Raw genomic sequence first — 18771 nt, forward strand, 5'->3', positions numbered from 1 at the left:
GCTCGCGCAGGTCCACGTCGAGGTTGGAAAACGGCTCGTCCAGCAGCATGAGCTGCGGGCGCGGTGCCAGCGCGCGCGCCAGTGCCACGCGCTGCTGCTGGCCGCCCGATAGCTCGTGCGGAAAACGATTCTCGCTGCCCTCAAGGCCCACGAGTTGCAGCACCTCGGCCACACGCGCAGCCTGCTCGGCCTTGGGCAACTGGTGGATGCCAAAGGCCACGTTGCGACCTACCGGCAGGTGAGGAAACAGCGCGTAGTCCTGGAACACCATGCCGATGCGCCGCTCTTCCGGCGGCACGCTCAGGCTGGCGCTGCTGACCAGGTTTTTGGTCAAGCGGATCTCGCCGCCCGTCACGGGCTCCAGCCCCGCCACCGCGCGCAGCAGCGTCGTCTTGCCGCAGCCCGAGGGGCCGATCAGCACACCGATATCGCCCGCATGCAGGCCCAGCGTGACACCTTGCACCGCAGCCTGCGGGCGGCCCGCATAGTGCACTTCGAGTTGGGAAACCTCTAGAAACATGCCAGCATTCTAGGTGGGGCAGGAGCGAATGCTTAAAATTCGCATTTGCATTCCTGAGCGTTGTCCGGTGGCCGTCCGGGCGGGCGTGCGTTTTCCCTTCTCTCCTTTCGCCGAGCCACCCCCTTGCGCCGCACGCCTTTCGCCCTTCGCACCATCCCCCTGGTCCTGTTCGCAGGTTTTTTGGCCTTGCCTGTGTTGGCGGTGCTGGCCTCGTGGCTGCCGTTTTCGCCCACGGGGCAGGGCGATGCGCAGGCGGGCGCCATCCTGCGCGAGATGGCCGCCACGGTGTTGCCCGGCTATGTGTGGACCACCTTGTGGCTGAGCGTGCTGGTGGCCCTGGGCGCGGCCCTGGTGGGCACAGTCACCGCTGCCGCCGTGACCTTGTTCGACTTTCCCGGTCGCCGCACCTTTGAATGGCTGCTGCTGCTGCCGCTGGCCATGCCCGCCTATGTGACGGCGTATGCGTACACCGACTTTTTGCAGTTCAGCGGCCCGCTGCAGGTGGGGCTACGCAACACCTTCGGCCTAGAAGGCCGCCTGCTGCCCGAGGTGCGCAGCCTGGGCGGTGCCGTGTGGGTGTTCATCTTCTCGCTGTACCCGTATGTGTATCTGCTGGCGCGCACGGCCTTGGGCGAGCGCACGGCGCACCTCATGGAGGCTGCGCGCCTGCTGGGGGCGCCGCTGTCCCGCCGCATCCGCGCCGTGGCCCTGCCCCTGGCGCGCCCTGCGGTGGCGGCGGGCGTGGCGCTGGTGCTGATGGAGACGCTGGCCGACTTCGGTGTGGCCAGCTACTTCGGCATCCAGACTTTCACCACCGGCATCTACAAGGCCTGGCTGTCCATGGACAACCGCCTGGCGGCCGCGCAGTTGGCCACCATGCTGCTGGTGGTGGTGATGGCGCTTTTGCACATGGAGCAGCGCGCGCAAAAACGCATGCGTTTTGCCACGGGTGGTGGCCGTGCAGGCTCGGCCGAAGCCCAGCCACTGGCGCTGCACGGTGCGCGCCGCTGGGCCGCATGGGCGGTGTGCGCGGTGCCGGTGCTCATGGGTTTTGTGGCGCCGGTGATCTTCATGCTGCGCCCGCTGGCGGCCGACTGGTCGGTGCTGCCCTGGGAGCGTTTTATGGAATGGGCCTGGCATAGCGTGCGCCTCTCGGGCATGACCGCTGCGCTGGCTGTGGCCGTTGCGCTGGCGCTGGCCTTTGCCGTGCGCCGCCAGCCCGACGCCGTGACGCGCGGTGTGGTGCAACTGGCCAGTGTGGGCTATGCCGTGCCGGGCGCCGTCATCGTGGTGGGGCTGCTGCTGCCCGTGGGCTGGCTGCAGGCGGCCATGCCGCAATGGGGTGTGGGCGCGTTGGTCACCGCCACGGCATTCGGCATTGTGTGGGCCTACCTGGTGCGCTTTTGCGCGGTGGCGCTGCAGTCCATGCAAAGCGGCTATGCGCGCATACCGCTCAGCCTGGATGATTCTGCCCGCATGTTGGGCATGGGCAGCACAGGGCTGCTGGCGCGGGTGCATTGGCCGTTGCTCAAGCGTTCTACCGCTGCTGCTGCCTTGCTGGTTTTTGTGGACGTGATGAAGGAGCTGCCCGCCACCATGGTGCTGCGCCCCTTCAACAGCGATACCCTGGCCGTGGTGGCCTACCAGCTCGCGCGCGACGAGCGCCTGGGCGAAGCGGCGCTGCCCTCGCTGGCGCTGGTCGCGGTGGGGCTGGTGCCGGTGATTTTGCTCAGCCGCACGCTGCGCAGCAGCCGCTGAAGCACCAAGTGATTTGATGAAATAGGCGGCTGCCGCTTTATTCATCCCATTATTTGCTATTAATTAAGTAGCATTTTCTTTTCAGGGCGAAGCTTGCGCCCCAGCCTGCGCCAGCCGATCACCACGCCAGAGAGGCTCAGGGTGGCGCCCCCCAGGCTCAGGGTGATGAGCAAGATGTCCCACAGCGGTCGGCGCTCCAGCAGCGGCAGCCAGTCCCAGCTGTGCAGCATGCCAAAAAGCCAGCGGCTGGTGCGACGGTGGCTGTCGGTGCGGCCCAGCACGGCGCCGGTGTGCGGGTCGATGTGGACCCAGGTGGCCTCGGGGTCGGCAAACACCACGCGCAGCACGGGCAAGGGTTTTTCACCGCCACCGGTCATGGAGTGGGCTGCGCGGTCGTAGTAGTGCAGGTCGTAGGCCTGCAGGGTTTCGGTGCGCGCCACCGGGGCGGGTAGCAGCCGGGTGGCGGCCTCGGCCAGCGCGACGGGGCCAAAGGCGTGGGGCGCTGCCGTGGTGGCATTCAGCAGCGTGGGGGCGCCGGTGGGGCTGTGCGCCTGCACCAGCGTGTGGCCCGCCGTGCGCACCCAGCGCAGCTCGCGGGTGTTGGGTGACGCGGCTGCCAGCAGCGCCTGCACCGGGGCCGCATCGCCGGGCAGCGCCAGCGGGCCGCCGTGCATGGCCTGCAGGCGCAGGGGCGCGGCGCCGCTGTCAAAAATCTTCCAGGGGTTCATCGACATCAGGCCGCTGAAGACCCAGGTGAACACGATCACCGCAAACGAGAGGCCCAGCACATGGTGCCAGCGCATCATGGCGCTGCGGTAGGGGGTGCGGGCGCCGGTTTTGTAGCGGCCTGAGAAGCGCCAGCGCAGCACGCCTACCACGGTGCCGGTCAGCGTGAGTGCAATGCCTGCGATGGACAGCCAGTTGACGATGTCGGTCCAGTAGGCGTCCAGGGCGCCGCCCCGCAGCGGGTACAGCCAGTGGATCCAGGCACCGGCGTAGTTCCACACGCGCTCGGTGCGGGTGGCGTCGCGCACCACCTCGCCGGTGGTGCCTGAGACATAGACCACCGTGTCCGCGCCGTCGCCCAGCGCCAGGCGGTGCAGCGGGCGGTGGGCGTCGAGCGCGCGCGAGTGGGTGAAGGCGTCTTCCATCGCCTGGCCCAGGTACTGCGGCGCGTTGCCGGGGCCGTTCGCAAAGGCCTGGGCCGATGCAGTGGCGTGCGCAGCATCCACCCCGCGCAGCACCTCGCCGGTGTGGGCGTCGATCACCGTGGCCGCAGTGCGCTTGCGCGGGCCGCCCTCCTGCTGCGGCAGGGCGAGGTACACCGCACTCCCACCGCTGGCCACGGCCAGCCGCAGGTCCGCCAGCGGGCCTTCAATGCCTGCGGCGCGCAAGGCCTGCGCGGGCTCCAGCCCCACCGGGGCCGTGCGCAGCGGCGGCAGGTGGGCCAGGCGCTCGGCCTGCGTGAGCTTGGGGTAGCCCACGTACATCATCACCACGCCCGAGAGGAACCACATGGCAAAAAAGGCGCACAGCACCACGCCCATCCAGCGGTGGACGAGGTACAGCCAGCGCTTGGCGTGTGGCATGCCTGTGTCTCCCGGCGTCAGAACGCGGTGTGCAGCGTCACGTCCAGCGTGCGTGGCGCGCCCAGGTACACCTGGTCGCGTGCCTCGGCGGCGTAGATGCGGTCGGTGGCGTTGCGGATGCGGCCGGTGAGGGTGGTGGTCTTGTTGACCTTCCACGCCAGGCCCAGGTCCAGCAGCGTGTACGAGGGCCAGAACTTGGAGTTGGCCGCATTGGCATACACCTTGCCCACATGGCGCACCCCGGCGCTGGCGGTGACGGTGGGCGTGATGGCGTACGAGGCCCACAGGTTGGCGACGGTTTGTGGCACCAACTGGGGCACGTTGCCCGCGCGCGAGACACCACCTTGCACAAAGTTCTCATACCGCGCGCGGATCAGCGACAGGTTGCCCTGCAACTGCCATTGCGGCGTGGGACGGATACCCGCCGACAACTCGACGCCCTTGGACGACTGTTCACCCACCAGCACGATGACGTTGGGGTTGGCCGGATTTTGTGTGGCGATGTTCTTGCGGCGGATCTCAAACGCAGCCACGGTGGCGCTGCCCTTGCCGTCCCAGAAGTCGAACTTGCTGCCCACCTCGACCTGGCGGCCGGTGGTCAGCGCGCTGTTGTTGCGCACATCGGTAAACGAGGCCGATGCCAGCGAGCCCGATGGCGGGTCTGCCGCGTTGGAGGCCTGCGCGTACAGGTTGGCGCCGGGCGCAATGCTCCACACCACGCCCATGCGGCCGGTGGTGGGGTGGTAGCTGCGGCTGAAGGTGGCGGGCGCGGTGGCCGTGATGGCGCGGCGGTTGACCAGGTCAAGGTCAATCCACTCGTGGCGCAGCGCGGTGATGACGTTCACCCCCGAGGCTACCGCCGTGCGGTTCTCGACGTACAGCGCGGTGGTGGTGATCTTGTTGTTCTTGTCCGGGCTCAGAACGGGCGACATGCCGGGAACGTCGAAGAAATTCTCGGTGCCAAAGTGGTACGGGTTGACGGTGCTCACGACGGCGGAGGACGACTGCGGGAAGCGCGTCTGTTTGTTCACACTCACGTCCAGGCCAAATGCCCAGTCGCTCCTTTGGCCTGCGATCTGCCCTTGGTAGGTGCCTTCCAGGCGGTTGCCCACCAGTTGTTGGTCGTGGCGCTGCAAAAAGGGCGCGGTGCGTGTCACGGCCGTGTTGGCGGCGTTGAAGGTGTAGATCTCCACATTGCGGTAGTCGCGCAGCGCGTCGTAGGCGTACAGCGTGTTCTTGAGCTGCAGCGCATCCGATACGCGCCACTGCGCCACCGAGCGCAACCACTGCACGCGGTGCTCGTACATGCCGTCGGCGCTGTTGTAGTTTTTGAAGCGCGTGGCCGGGTCAATGGTCAGCGCGCCCACGGCGGGGTTCAGCACCGGCGTGCCCCAGTAGGGGCGGTCCACATGGTCCTTCTGGTATTCGTAGGCCAGTGTGTGGGTGAAGCCGCTGCCCAGGTCCGACAACAGCGAGGTGGCCAGCTGTGTGGCCTGCGTTTTGGTGCCTTCGGTCCAACTGCCCTCGTTGCGGTGGTTGAGGTCGATGCGCGCGTAGTGGGCGGGCGCGGCGCTGCCGTTGCCGCCGGCAATGCGCCGGTTCAGGCCCACGGACACTTCCTTCAGGTCGTACGAGCCCAGGCGCACCTGGCCTTCGGCAAAGTCGCTGCGCTCGGCCGTCTTGGTGATGTAGTTGATCGAGCCGCCCACGCCGCCCGATCCAAACAGAAAGCTCGACGCACCGCCGATGGCCTCGACGCGGTCGTAGATCCAGCTGTCCACCGCGCGCGTGGCGCTGCCGTATTGTGGGTTGATGCCGTTGTAGAGCTGGGCCACCGAGTTGCTGGTAAAGCCCCGGTAGCTGGCGGCCATGGAGCCGGGTGCGTTGTGGGCCGTAACGCCGGGGATGGCGCGCAGGATCTCCTGCGTGTCCTGCGCACCGCGCGCATCGATGGTGGCGCGGTCCACCACGGTGACGGATGCAGGGTTTTCGCGCGCCGTCAGGCCCAGGCGGCTGCCGGTGTCGATGGGGGTGTCAAGGCGCAGCTTGCCATTGGCGGCGGGGGCTGCATCTACCACGTCCACCGCTGTCAAAGTGGGCGTTGTGGTGGTTTGCGACTGGGCCACCAGGGGCGCCAGCGCCAGGGCGGCCAGTACGCCAGCGCACAGGGGAGACAAAGGAAAAGCAGGGTGACGCAGGCCGGGGGCGCAGGCGTGCGCAGCCGCAGCGCGGCGCAAGGAGGAACGGGACATGAAAAAAGCTCTCGAACGGACAGCGGCGCCTGCAAAATGGCGCGCGGTCTTTCACACAGACGGGGGAAATGCAGCACCTGCCCACCAGGTGCCGGGCGCTGCAATGGCGAGTCAGTTCAAGAGCGTGCAGGGGGCCCGCGTGCGGGCAAGGGGGCTGCCGTGGCGGCAGCAATGCGGGCGGCCTCCACCGGCTGCAGCGCATGCGCCAGCGGGTGAGGCAACAGCGAGGCTGCTGCAGGCGCCGGGGGCGGTGCGCCAGGGGTGGCGCACAAAGGGCAGTCCATGCCCATCGCGCCCATTTCCACGGTGCCATCGTCGGTCTGCACCAGCAGCTTGATGCTGCCCGTGCCCGAGCAGATCACCTCGAAGGACTGGGGGTGAACCAGTGGCGAAGCGATGGCCACACCCAGCGACGCCATGAACCATGCGAGCACCCACAGGCGCAGCGCAGAGAAGGGTCGTCGGGGGGCGGTCATGGGGCGTGATGATACCTGTCCCAGGATGGCTTGAATCCGAGGAATGATGGGATTTTGCTCCTAAAAATATAGCTAATTCTGCTTTTTGGACAAGCGATAGAGGCCAAGTTGGTTCAAATTTTTTACCGAAACATGTTTTTCATCGAGCCTTGGCGCTGGTCACTAGGCCCTGGGTGGCGGCCCAGGCGTTGATGTCGTCGCGGCGGATGGCGGCGGCCATGAGCTGGGGGAAAGCGTCGGGCGTGCAGGCAAACGACGGCACGCCCAGGGCGGCCAGCTTGGCGGCCAGGGCATGGTCGTAGGCGGGGGCGCCTTCGTCGCTGAGTGCCAGCAGTGTGATGAACTGCACGCCACTGTCCACCAACTCGGCCGCGCGGCGCAGCAGGTTGGCCTCCACGCCGCCTTCGTACAGGTCTGATATCAGCACGAAGATGGTGTTGCGCGGCTCCTTGATCAGCGACTGGCAGTAGCCCACGGCGCCATTGATGTCGGTGCCTCCACCCAGTTGCACGCCAAAGAGCACGTCCACCGGGTCGTCGAGTTGTTCCGTCAGGTCCACGATGGCGGTGTCGAACACCACGAGCTTGGTGGCCACGGCGGGCAGACTGGCCAGCACGGCGCCGAAGATGCTGGCATACACCACCGAATTGGCCATGGAGCCGCTTTGGTCGATGCATAGCACCACCTCGCGCTGAGGGCGACGTGCCTTGCGGCCAAAGCCCACCAGGGTCTCGGGCACCACGGTGCGCAGGTCGGGCTGCCAGTGCCGCAGGTTAGCGCGGATGGTGCGGTTCCAGTCGATCTCGGCGTGGCGCGGGCGGCGATTGCGCTGGCTGCGGTCCAGCGCGCCGCTCACGGCAGAGCGCATGGGGTCTTCCAGCCGTTTCATCAGATCGTCCACCACGCGGCGCACCACCATGCGGGCGGTGTTCTTGGTGCCTGCGGGAATCACGTGCGACAGTGCCATCAGGTTGGCCACCAGGTGCACGTCGGGCTGCACGCTCTCCAGCATCTCGGGCTGCAGCAGCATGTCGCGTAGGTTCAGACGCTCCATGGCGTCGCGCTGCAGCACCTGCACTACCGAGCTCGGGAAGTACTTGCGGATGTCGCCCAGCCAGCGTGCCACGCTGGGTGACGAGCCGCCCCGTCCGCCGCGTCGTTCGCGCGATTGCAGTCCGCCCGGGCCATCGGCCTCGTACAGCGCGGCCAGGGCTTGGTCGAGTTCGGCTGCGCGGCCGGTAAGGGCGCCGCAGCTTGCAGCGGCCTCGCTGCCCAGCACCAGGCGCCAGCGGCGCAAGCGGTCCTCCGGGGAGAGCTGCGCCATGGGTTCGGTCTGGGCTGCGGGTTCGATGGAGTCGGGGGTCATGCTGTCAGTCCCATGATTTCGCGCAGCAGCGGCAAGGGCAAGGCGGCGCGGGCCTCGTCCCAGGTGGGGCTGGTCGCCTGGGCGGGGGCGGCCCGGGCGCCCTGGCTGGCACGTTGTGCCAGGTCGCGCCGCTCGCTGCTGCCAAAGGCGCTGAAGGTGCGGCGCACCAGTGGCAGCACGCGCACGAAGTGCTCTTCGTTCAGACCGGCCAGCCACCGGTCCACCAGGCGCCATACATGGGCGTCGTGCAGCAGCACCACGGCGTTGCGGTTCAAGAAACCATCGAGCCATGCAGCGGCGCGCGCGAGCTCTGCCCCGGCCGACAGATGCAGTGACAGGGCGTTGGCCACTTCGTCCGTCGGCCAGACTCCTTCGTCCAGCAGCAGGCGCACGGCCACGCCTTGCAGAAGCTCGTGCGCGCTGGGCTGGTGCGCTACCTGCGTCAGGGCGTGCTGCCAGGCCTCGGTCTGCCCGGCGCCCTGGCGCAGGCCCACGGCGGCGTGGGCCGCCAGCAGTTTTTCGCGCAGGGTCTCTGCGGCATCGTCGTTCAGTGCGCTGCAGGCCAGTGGCAGACTGATGGCTGCGCGCGCGATCAGGCTGTCGAGCACATGCCCCACTTGGGCGGCGTCGGTCTGGCGCACATTGCCGTAGCGGAACACGTTGCTAAGCGGAGGCAGGGCGGCCAGCAACTGCAGCGCATCACCGGTGAGGGCTGCGCGCCCCTCCAGCGCATGAGTGACGGCGGTGACGGCCGGGGCCAGGTCGGCCAGTAGCACGCGATCTACCAGTGCCGACAGTTCGGCCAGGTCCTCGGACTGCTTGCCTTGGTCGATGGCGCGCGCCGTGGCGGCCTGTGCCACGGTCTGGCCCCACTGGCTGGCCTCAATGAGGCGCAGCACAAATTCGGGCTGCCACTGCAGGTTCCACACCTCATGGAAAGTGCCGCGTGACGACCGGCCTACCTTGGCCAGCATGCCCCAGGGCACTTCCAGCAGGTTCAGGCGGTGCAGCAGGTGGCTGCGAGCCAGGTCGTTGGCGCTGCGCAGGTCCAGGTCCAGGGTCTTGTGCGTGGCCTCGGGCTTGAGGCGCAGGCTTTTCTGCAACTGTTCCACATCGCGCTGCAGCGGCACGGTGGGCACGTCGGGCGGCACGGCGCCCAGGCGGTCACCGACGACCAGGGCATCCTCAATGAAGCGCAGCACTGATTCGTCGCCCATGGTCAGCACGGTGCGACTGGCCTCGTGCAACTCCTCCAGTCCGGGGGCTGGGCGCTGGCGCAGTGCGGCCAGCGCATCGGCCAGGCGGGCGGCTTCGATCAGGTGGGCGCTGGAGCAGTCCAGGTCGCGCTCGCGCATTAGGCGCGCCACGCGCGCTAGCCAGCCAATGGCGCGGGGCTGGCGGCTTTCGTGACTCAGCCACAGGTGTTCGTACCAGCCAGGGAAGTCAATTCCCGCCCCGTAGCCACTGGCGCTGGCCAAGTGCCGGTAGGTCCAGGGTACCCAGGTGCTTTGCACCTTGAGCTTGGGCAACCCCTTGAGCAATGCCTGGTCTGCCCTGACCGTGGTTTTGGCGGCCTGCAGGCCGCCCAGGTGCCACGCGCCGCAGACGACGGCGATGCGTTCAAAGCCTTCCTTCTGCGCCGCGCGGATGCACTGTCGCATGTGGGCCTCGCGCTGTGCTTCGCGCCGGTCGCTTTCGGGGCTGCGGTGGCGTTCGCCTGCTTCGGTGCGCAGCGCCAGCATGGCTTCGGAGATGGCGGCAAACAGCTCTTCGCCATCGCCGCGCTCTTCTACCATGTGGTTCCACCAGGCTTCGCCGTCGGCATAGCCTGCGGCCTGGGCCAGCCAGGTCAACGGGTCGTCGGCGGGTGCTTGTTGCAGGGTTTCGGTGGTGTCTGCGTTGCTTTCTTCGACTGCCGTCTCGGCGGCGGGTGAGGCAGTGTCTTCAGGCGTATCTCCGGGGGCGGCTGTTTCGTTGTCATTCGTCTGCAGGGTCTCGCGCCGGGCTTTCTCTAAGGCCAGGCTGTGGGCCACAGGCAGGTCGATGAAGCGCACCGGCACCTGCGCGCTCACGGCCCAGCGGGCAGCCTGCCACTCGGGAGAGAACACGGCGAAGGGGTGGTAAACGGCGAGACCGGTTTCGTCAGGCACGTGGCTCAGCAGCGCCACGGGCGGCTGCATGCCTGCGTGGGCGATCAGGGGCAAGAGGCTGTCGCCCTCGGGCGGGCCTTCGATCAGCACGCAGTCGGGGCGTAGCGCCTCGAAAGCGCGGACCAGACTGCGTGCGCAGCCGGGCCCGTGGTGGCGCACGCCAAAGTAGTGGGGTTCGCTCATGGGCGCAAGGGCGTCAGTTCAGCTCGCGGAAGGCGCGGTACAGGTCCTTCCACTCGGCGCGTTCCTTCACCACGGTTTCCAGGTATTCGTTCCACACGACCTGGTCTTGTATGGGGTCTTTCACCACAGCGCCGATCAGGCCCGAGGCCATGTCCAGCGGCCGCAGCACGCCGTCGCCAAAATGCCCAGCCAGCGCCATGCCGTTGTTGATAACCGAGATAGCCTCGGCGGTGGACAACGTGGCCGTGGGCGATTTGACCTGCGTCTTGCCGTCTTCGGTCTTGCCGCTGCGCAGCTCGCGGAAGATCTGTACGATGCGCCGCACTTCCTTGAGTGCAGGGGGCTCGGCGGGTAATTGTAGGGCGTGGCCCATCTCAGACACGCGCTTGACGACGATGGCCACCTCGTCGTCTTCGTTGCCCGGCACGGGCAGCACTACGGTGTTGAAGCGCCGCTTGAGCGCGGCCGACAACTCGTTCACACCTTTGTCGCGGTTGTTGGCGGTGGCGATCACGCTAAAACCGCGCACGGCCTGCACCTCGCTGCCCAGCTCGGGGATGGGCAGGGTTTTTTCTGACAGCACGGTGATCAGACTGTCCTGCACATCGGCCGGAATGCGGGTGAGCTCTTCCACGCGGGCGATCTTGCCCGCGCGCATGGCCTGCATCAGCGGGCTGGGCACGAGGGCTTTTTCAGAGGGGCCGTTGGCCAGCAGCTGCGCGTAGTTCCAGCCGTAGCGCAATTGCTCTTCGCTGGTGCCAGCTGTACCCTGGATGAGCAGGGTGGAGTCGCCGCTGATGGCTGCGGCCAGGTGCTCGGACACCCAGGACTTGGCGGTGCCGGGAACGCCGTACAGCAGCAGACCCCGGTCGGTGGCCAGGGTGGCCACAGCAATCTCCATGAGGCGGGAACTACCGATGTATTTGGCGCTGACCTGAAAACCGTTGTCCAGCGTGGCGCCCATCAGGTACTGCACCACGGCCCAAGGCGAAAGCGCCCAGTTTTCGGGCCGCTGGCGCTGGTCGTGTTTTTTTAGTTCTGCCAGCTCTTCGGCGTACTGTTGTTCGGCGTGCTGGCGCATCACGGAGGTGGCGGATTGGCTCATGGCGTGGCAGATGAAGTGGATAGTTGAACAAGGGCGCGCTGCGTGGCAATGACCTGAGTCAGTCCGAGCACAATGGCGGCAAAGGAAGGGGTTTCGTCCGCGTGGCGGGGCCATGGGTCCAGCGTGTGCAGCGCTTCGGGGTGCATGATGCACAGCAGCTCACCCAGCAACTGCCTAACGCCATAGTCGTCGGCCAGCGTGTTGTGTTGGGCACGCTCGCGCAGCAGCACTGCCACCGTCAGCGACAAGGGTTGCGACAGGGTCTCACCCGCTGGGCAGCCCGCGAGCATCTGCGATGCGAAGGAGCCCAGGTGCGTTGCTGCACCGCGCTCCAGTTGCTGTTTCCACCAGGCTTCGCGCTCAGTGCGAGGTAGCAGCGCCACCAGTGTGTCGGTGTCTGTGAGTTGCCGTGCGGCTGCCGGGGCCTGCAGGAAGGCCAGGCACCACTGCGGGTCAGCGGTGCTGAGCAGCACATCGCGCCAGCCGCGCAACAGGGCCTGCGCCCATTCGGTGCTTTGCGCCCAGGCCAGCAGGTCGGTGGGACTGGACTCCAGGTGCTGCTGCCACCAAGCCAGGGGCACCTGGCCCACGCATTGGTAGAGCCACCAGGCCCGTTCGCCCAGCTTGTCGTTCTGTGGGCGAGAGGCATCCAGGTGGTCGGTCTTGGCATCCGGTGGCAGGGCCGTGGGCGCGTCGATGGTCCACCGCTTGCGTAGCAGAGGCAGAGCGCGTTCATGCTTGAGCAGCGCCGCTATGCGGGTGGTTGCGCGCTGGGTGAATGCGGCTTGCTGCAGGCGCAGCAGAAGAGCCAGGGCGGCGGAGCGCACCTCGCGACTGCGGTCTTGGCGCAAGCGGTCCAGCAAGGGTTCGTCGGCCAAGCTCAGGCCCTCGGTCAGTGTGGCGGCCAGCTCGGCCCGCTCCCGCGCGGGTAGTTCGGGCAGGACATCGCTTAGGCGCTGGCGCGCGGTGTCAGCAGCGTGCGTGCGCTCGCTGCGCAGGAAGGCTTTGCGCTGCTCCAGGTTGCCTTCGCTCCAAAGGGTTTCAGGCGGCGCGGTATCGCTGGCGCCGGTGGCGTAGCGCCACTCTTCGCGCTGCGCGGCCAGCCAGTGGCCCCGCTCGCCCAGCACAGGCGCCAGCCAGGGGCGCAACGCCACAGAGCGGCGGCCCAGCTCCAGTGCCGCAGGCAGAAAACGCGGCGGCAATTGCAGGCCCGCGCGGTCCAGGCCCTGGAACACGGCCTGGTGCAGCCGGTGCGGCCCCTCGGCTATCACCCACGGCAATTGGGCCAGCAGTGGGCCCGCCGCCAGCGGAGGGCGCAGGTCGGCCGGGGCTGGCGAAACCCGTGCGCTGGTGGCGGATTGCCCCTGGACTCCCGCCAGACTGCATGCTGCCACGATACCGGCGGCGCGCAGCAGGGCCGTGGCGTTGTCGGTGCTTTGCGCCGTGGCTGCGGCGATCAAGTCGCCCACCGGGCCTTGCAGGGTAGGGGTGGCGGGCAGGGCCAGGCGCTCGGTGCCCACCATGGCGGCGGGGAGCAGGGCGCCCCAGGTGGCCGATGCGCTCATGCCTGGCCCCTTTGCCATACGGGCGCCGTGCAGTTGCTGGCGGCGGGCGGCGTGGCCTTTGCGCCATGCCAGGCGGTGAGTGGCGCAAAGTTTTGGCCATCCCATTCGCCCACCACGCTCAGGGGGTGTCCGCCGGAGGCGGCGGTCAGCGTCCACAGGTCTTCGTTGGTGATTTGCATGGGCAGCCAGTGGCCGTTACAGAGCAGTCCGGGTTGTGCGTCCAAGGTGTGCACGACGGCTTGTGGCAGCACCACAGGGTGCCAGCCCACCCAGGGGCAGGCTGCGGTGCGGCGTGCAACAGCATCCCACTCGTCTGCGGCGGTGCTGCGAGGCCACACAGGCGCCGCCGGGGCGCTGTGCACGTTCACGGTTTGGGCGCGCAGGCCTGTGGTGCCGGGGAAGTACGCCAGTGTGGCGTTGACGCTGGTGCCGGGGATCCAGGCCTGCTCAAATCCCTTGCCGCCGAAAGCGTGGTCCCACAGCCAGGCACGGCGCCCGCTGCGGTGGCCGTGCAGCCACACGCGGCGTTCGGTAAGCTTATCGTCGCGTTCTTCCGTGGAGCAGCCCAGCACCGTCCAGGCATCCTCTACCTGCTCGCCGCGGATCAGCACCTCGGCCTTGTCGAGAGGCCAGCCCGCCACGGCCCGCAGCTCGGCTTGCAAGTCGGATGCGAGGTGATCTCGGCGCTGTAGCGCTTCACAGGCGAGTTGTAACAGCCCCAGTCGGTGGAGGGTACGCTCGGGCCAGCTCTCCCCTTGGCGCACGCCCGCGGCGGCAGCGCGGACGCGCTGGGCCAGGCCGGGCGCTTGGGCGTCCACCATACGTGCGGCCATGGTTTGCCAGGTTTTCAGCACCTCATCGGTGAGGGCGCCCAGGCCCTGGCGTATCTGGTCGCTCAGCCAGCGTTGCAGTTCCTCCGCAGCAATCTCGATGCGCTGCCAGCGCTGGGCCTCGCGGCGGATCTGCGCTTGTTCGTCCGCGGGGGCTGCAGCTTTTTCTGCCTGGCGCTCCTCTTTCTTCTGGGCTTTCTCGGAGCGTGATGCAATCCATTCAGTCACCCAAGCGGGGGCATCAGAAGCAGTGAAAAGAGCAGGGCTTTGGGCCTGCAGCATCAGCAAGGCCAGGCCGTGTTTGCAGGGGAACTTGCGGCTAGGGCAAGAACATTTGAACGCAGGGCCCGAGAGGTCCACCTGTGCCTGGTAGGGCTTGGAACCGCTACCCTGGCATTCGCCCCAGACGCCCTGATCGTTGGCGCCCAGGGTGGGCCACTTGGCGGCCGAGGTGAGCCCTTTGGCCGCTTTGGCCGAGGCGTCGTCGGGCGCCAGTGCAGCCACCGCTTCCAGTGTCAGATCCATGCCATTACCCGCCCTCCCATGTTGTTGTCATACGCCTTGTCAAAGCGCGGGAAATCATAAGCGGGACAGGCGCTTGCTGCCTGGGAGGGCGCGGATTGATGCATCCTGTTTCAATTTCAGAAGGGCTGGGCAATCCCCCCCTGCAGCTTCACGCCTGCGTGTAGGCCGTCTTCACCGTGGTGTAGAACTCCGCCGCATAGCGGCCTTGCTCGCGCGGGCCGTAGCTGCTGCCCTTGCGGCCGCCGAACGGCACGTGGTAGTCCACGCCAGCGGTGGGCAGATTCACCATCACCATGCCGGCCTGGGCGTGGCGCTTGAAGTGGGTGGCGTGTTTGAGGCTGGTGGTGGCGATGCCGCTGGCCAGGCCGAAGGGGGTGTCGTTGGCCAGGGCCAGGGCCTCGTCGTAGTTCTTCACGCGCTGTACGCTCACCACGGGGCCGAAGATCTCTTCGCGGTTGATGCGCATGCCGGGCGTGGTTTCGGTGAACAGGGCGGGGCGCAGGTAGAAGCCGGGCGCGCCGTCGGTGTTTTTCTCCAGCGCTTCGCCGCCGTAGGCGAGCTGGGCGCCTTCCTGCTGGCCGATGGCGATGTACTCCAGGTCCTGCGCGAGCTGGCGGTCGTCCACCACGGGGCCGATGTCGGTGCCGGCCTTGCGGGCGTCATCTACCTTCAGGGTCTTCATCTTCTCGACCATGGCGGCCACAAAGCGGTCGTGGATACCTTCGGTCACGATCACGCGGCTGCTGGCGGTGCAGCGCTGGCCGGTGGAGAAGAAGCCGCTGTTGATGGCCGCGCCCACGGCTACGTTCAGGTCGGCATCGTCGAGCACCACAAACGGGTTTTTGCCGCCCATCTCGAGCTGCACCTTGGCGCCGCGTGGCACGCAGGCTGCTGCCACGCGTTGGCCGGTGCTCACCGATCCGGTGAAGCTCACACCCGCAATGCGCTCGTCTTCGAGCAGCACCTGGCCCACGTCCGAGCCACGGCCCATCACCAGGTTGAACACGCCAGCGGGCAAGCCCGCGCGGTGCAGGATGTCGGCCAGCGCCCAGGCAGAGCCGGGCACCACCTCGGCGGGCTTGAAGACCACGCAGTTGCCGTAGGCCAGGGCGGGAGCGATCTTCCAGGCCGGGATGGCGATGGGGAAGTTCCACGGCGTGATGATGCCGATGGTGCCCAGGGGCTCGCGCGTGATCTCGATACCCACGCCGGGGCGCACCGAGGGCAGCAGCTCGCCACCGGGGCGCAGCGCCTCGCCCGCGAAGAACTTGAAGATGGCGGCCGCGCGGCCCACTTCGCCAATGGCTTCGGGCAAGGTCTTGCCCTCTTCGCGGGCCAGCAGGTCGCCCAGCTCGGCCTTGCGCGCGATGATTTCGTTGCCCACGGCGTCCAGAATGTCAAAACGCTGCTGGGGTGTGGACAGGCTCCAGGCCGGGAAGGCCGCGTGCGCTGCCGCTACGGCAGTCAGCGCCTGCTCGCGGCTGGCTACGGCGTAGTCGCCGATCACGTCGCGCGTGTCGGACGGGTTGGTGTTCTGGTAGGTGCGGACGCCGTCGGTCCAGGCGCCGCCAATCAGGTTTGCATGCATGGGTGTGTGCTCGGGAAAGGTAGGTGGCTGAAAGATGAAAGAAGCCAGGGAGGAATGGGGCAGGGTTCTGGGCGCATGCGCATGGCCCGTGGGATGAATCCAGCGTTCCTCGTTCTTCAAAAAATGAACAAATGTTGTATGTCATCGTACAACATATATAGAAATCTATCCAGACCATTTTGTTGGCCCGGTAGATGCAGCGGGCAGGGGAGCGCTGTGCAGGCGCTTCGCCCGCAGCCCTGGCCGTTCGGTGTTGCGGGCTCGCCGGTGGGGGTTTGGCTCAGCCTGCTTCGGCCTGGGCGCGGCGGCGGCGTTCGCGGCTGTTGGCCAGGTGGGTGCGCATGGCGGCGCGGGCGGCGTCGGGGTCTTGGCCCACGATGGCGTCGTAGATGCTTTCGTGCTCGCCGTTCACGCGAAGCAGGTACCGGCGCAGGTCATCGTGGGTGCCATCGCCGGTGTTCAGCCGGGCGCGCGGAATGATCATGCTGCCCAGGGTGCCCATGAGTTCGGCAAAGTGGCTGTTCTGCGTGGCGCGCGCCACCTCCAGGTGAAACTGAAAGTCCGCTGATACGGCATCGCGCCCCTCGTCCACGGCCTTCGCCACGGCGTCGAGCGCCGCACGCATGGCGGCGATGTTGGCGTCGGTGCGGCGTTGGGCTGCCAGCGCGGCGGCCTCGGTCTCGACGCCGATGCGCAACTCCAGCACCGCGATCACGTCGCGCAAGGTGCTGAACTGGTCGGCCGTGATTTTGAAGCCCGGTGCCTGGCCCAGGCCCAGCACGAAGGTGCCGATGCCATGGCGCGTCTCCACCAGCCCCGAGGCCTGAAGCTTGGAGATGGCCTCGCGTACCACGGTTCGGCTCACTTCGAACTCCGCCATGATGGCCGCCTCGGTGGGCAGCTTGTCGCCCAGTCCCAGTCGGCCATCGCGGATGCGGTCGCCCAAAGATTCGACCAGTTCCAGGGCCAGGGTGCGGGGCTTGCGGCGGAGGGCGACGGCGGTGTTCATTTCTTGGTGTTATCCCTATGTGATCCAGGGGGTTCTTGGGAGTACATTGTTTTCGTTGTATGACAACCGATGACATGCAACTGTGTGCTCCACACTGTACCAAGAACATTCTCGATTGCCATGCCCAGCCATCCGACCCCGATCCGTTTCAATCGTCTGCTGCTCACCGGCGCTGCCGGTGGTTTGGGGCGGGAGCTGCGTGCTCGCTTGAAGGCCTACTGCACCACCCTGCGCCTGTCTGACATCGCCGACTTGGGTGCCGAGGCCGCAGGCGAGGAGGTGCGCCACGCCCAGTTGGAAGACGCTGCCGCCATCCACGGCCTGCTGGTTGGTGTGGACGCCGTGGTGCACCTGGGCGGTGTCTCCACTGAGCAGCCCTGGGACGCCATCCTGCCGGCCAACATCATCGGCGTGTACAACCTGTACGAGGCTGCGCGCAAGCAGGGCGTGCGGCGCGTGGTGTTCGCCAGCAGCAACCATGTCACGGGCTTCTACCGGCAGGATGAAGTCGTTGGCCTCAAGGACCCCGTCCGGCCCGACGGCCTGTACGGCGTTTCCAAGGCCTTCGGCGAAGATCTCTCGCGCTTTTACTTCGATCGCTACGGCATCGAGACCGTGTGCCTGCGCATCGGATCCTCCTTTCCCGAGCCGCGCAACCGCCGCATGCTGGCCACCTGGATGAGCTACGACGATCTGGAGCGCCTGGTGGTTGCCAGCCTCACTGCGCCGGTGGTGGGCCACAGCATCATCTACGGCATGGGCGACAACACGACCACTTGGTGGGACAACACGCTGGCCCGCCACATCGGCTACCGCCCACAGGACAGCTCGGAACAATTTCGCGCCAAGGTGGAGGCGGCCGACCCCGCGCCCGATATGGCCGACCCCGCCGTGATCTACCAAGGCGGTCCCTTCGTGCGCACGGGGCCCTTCGAGTGAGCGACGGCGCCGTGGATCTGCTGTTGCCCGACCACCGCGATCAGGTGGGCGAAAGCCCGCTGTGGAGCCCTGCCGAGCAAGCCCTGTACTGGGTGGACATCGAAGGCCGCGCCCTGCGCCGTCTGCGCTGGACCGACCGGCAACTCACGAGCTGGGCTACGCCCGAGCGGCTGGCCTGCATCGGGCTGCATGCCGGTGGCGGGCTCATCGCTGGCATGGACAGTGGCCTTTTTCACCTGCACCCGGCCGACGACGGCACACTGGCCAGCACGCTCATATCGGCCGTGCGGCACCCTGAGGAGGGCATGCGCTTCAACGACGGGCGCTGCGATCGCCGAGGGCGCTTCTGGGCCGGCACCATGGTGCGCGACATGGCGCTCGCCCAGCCAGCGGGCGGCCTGTACCGGCAGGACGCGCGCGGCCTTTCCGTGCCCCAGGTCGAAGGCCTGGTAACGCAGAACGGTCTGGCCTTCAGCTCCGACGGCACCACTATGTACCTGAGCGATAGTCACCCGAGCGTGCAGAAGATCTGGTCACTGGACCTGCACGACGACGGCAGCCTGGGCTCACGCCGGCTGTTCGTAGACATGCGCGAGCTGCCCGGCCGGCCCGATGGCGCCGCCATCGACACCGACGGCTGCTACTGGGTCTGCGGCAATGACGCTGGCTTGGTGCACCGCTTCTCGCCCGAAGGCGTACTCGACCGCTCGCTCACCGTGCCGGTCAGCAAGCCTTCGATGTGCAGCTTCGGCGGGCCCGACCTCAGCCTGCTGTTCATCACTTCCATCCGCCCCGGCCAGCCGCAGGGCAATGACATAGCGCATGGCGGCGCGGTCTTCGTGACCCGCCCTGGCGCACAGGGGCTCGCAGAGGTCCCGTACCGGCCCGCCTGAGTGCGACGCCCCACCCTCCATTC

General features: G+C 67.4%; 14 protein-coding genes. 3 read left to right on the top strand and 11 right to left on the bottom strand.

Features of this window, described 5'->3' with window-relative positions:
* On the bottom strand, nt 1-520 hold a 520-nt coding region (locus tag Q0105_RS11220), incomplete at its 3' end, for an ATP-binding cassette domain-containing protein (protein WP_298211768.1).
* A gap of 123 nt (nt 521-643) precedes the next feature.
* On the opposite strand from Q0105_RS11220, the gene Q0105_RS11225 reads away from it, so the two are divergent.
* A complete protein-coding gene (locus Q0105_RS11225) occupies nt 644-2278 on the top strand; it encodes an iron ABC transporter permease (RefSeq protein ID WP_298211770.1) in 1635 nt (544 codons plus the stop codon).
* A 59-nt stretch (nt 2279-2337) separates the two neighbouring features.
* On the opposite strand, the gene Q0105_RS11230 is transcribed toward Q0105_RS11225, so the two are convergent.
* The 10 genes from Q0105_RS11230 to Q0105_RS11275 form a co-directional block, all read right to left on the bottom strand.
* Nucleotides 2338-3867: a PepSY-associated TM helix domain-containing protein gene (locus tag Q0105_RS11230; RefSeq protein ID WP_298211772.1), complete on the bottom strand. Its 1530-nt coding sequence runs from the start codon at nt 3865-3867 to the stop codon at nt 2338-2340.
* 17 nt (nt 3868-3884) lie between these two features.
* The gene (locus Q0105_RS11235) at nt 3885-6119 is read right to left on the bottom strand and encodes a TonB-dependent receptor (RefSeq protein ID WP_298211774.1); all 2235 of its coding nucleotides are present in this window, start codon (nt 6117-6119) and stop codon (nt 3885-3887) included.
* A gap of 116 nt (nt 6120-6235) precedes the next feature.
* On the bottom strand, nt 6236-6595 hold the full coding sequence (locus tag Q0105_RS11240) for a DUF2946 family protein (protein WP_298211776.1): 360 nt from the start codon (nt 6593-6595) through the stop codon (nt 6236-6238).
* 139 nt (nt 6596-6734) lie between these two features.
* Nucleotides 6735-7961 carry a VWA domain-containing protein gene (locus Q0105_RS11245; RefSeq protein WP_298211778.1) on the bottom strand — a complete coding sequence of 409 codons (1227 nt, stop codon included), beginning with the start codon at nt 7959-7961 and terminating at the stop codon, nt 6735-6737.
* On the bottom strand, nt 7958-10294 hold the full coding sequence (locus Q0105_RS11250; protein WP_298211780.1) for a DUF5682 family protein: 2337 nt from the start codon (nt 10292-10294) through the stop codon (nt 7958-7960). The genes Q0105_RS11245 and Q0105_RS11250 overlap by 4 nt, the downstream gene beginning before the upstream one ends.
* Before the next feature lie 13 nt (nt 10295-10307).
* Entirely contained in the window at nt 10308-11399 is a 1092-nt protein-coding gene (locus Q0105_RS11255) for an AAA family ATPase (RefSeq protein WP_298211783.1), read from the bottom strand.
* Complete coding sequence (locus Q0105_RS11260; protein ID WP_298211785.1) at nt 11396-12964, bottom strand: DUF5691 domain-containing protein; 1569 nt, start codon at nt 12962-12964, stop codon at nt 11396-11398. Before Q0105_RS11260 ends, Q0105_RS11255 begins: the two co-directional genes overlap by 4 nt.
* Complete coding sequence (locus Q0105_RS11265) at nt 12961-14319, bottom strand: SWIM zinc finger family protein (protein ID WP_298211787.1); 1359 nt, start codon at nt 14317-14319, stop codon at nt 12961-12963. Before Q0105_RS11265 ends, Q0105_RS11260 begins: the two co-directional genes overlap by 4 nt.
* Nucleotides 14320-14467: 148 nt before the next feature.
* Complete coding sequence (locus tag Q0105_RS11270; RefSeq protein WP_298211789.1) at nt 14468-15907, bottom strand: aldehyde dehydrogenase family protein; 1440 nt, start codon at nt 15905-15907, stop codon at nt 14468-14470.
* 280 nt (nt 15908-16187) lie between these two features.
* Complete coding sequence (locus Q0105_RS11275; RefSeq protein ID WP_298211790.1) at nt 16188-16916, bottom strand: FadR/GntR family transcriptional regulator; 729 nt, start codon at nt 16914-16916, stop codon at nt 16188-16190.
* Between the two features lie 120 nt (nt 16917-17036).
* Here Q0105_RS11275 and Q0105_RS11280 point away from each other — a divergent pair, with 120 nt between their 5' ends.
* Nucleotides 17037-17855 carry an NAD(P)-dependent oxidoreductase gene (locus tag Q0105_RS11280; RefSeq protein ID WP_298211791.1) on the top strand — a complete coding sequence of 273 codons (819 nt, stop codon included), beginning with the start codon at nt 17037-17039 and terminating at the stop codon, nt 17853-17855.
* An 11-nt stretch (nt 17856-17866) separates the two neighbouring features.
* The gene (locus Q0105_RS11285; protein WP_298211852.1) at nt 17867-18748 is read left to right on the top strand and encodes an SMP-30/gluconolactonase/LRE family protein; all 882 of its coding nucleotides are present in this window, start codon (nt 17867-17869) and stop codon (nt 18746-18748) included.
* The last annotated feature ends 23 nt before the right edge of the window (nt 18749-18771 follow it).

Origin of the sequence: Acidovorax sp. (genome assembly GCF_027492855.1) — a bacterium.
Classification (GTDB): Bacteria; Pseudomonadota; Gammaproteobacteria; order Burkholderiales; family Burkholderiaceae_C; genus Acidovorax.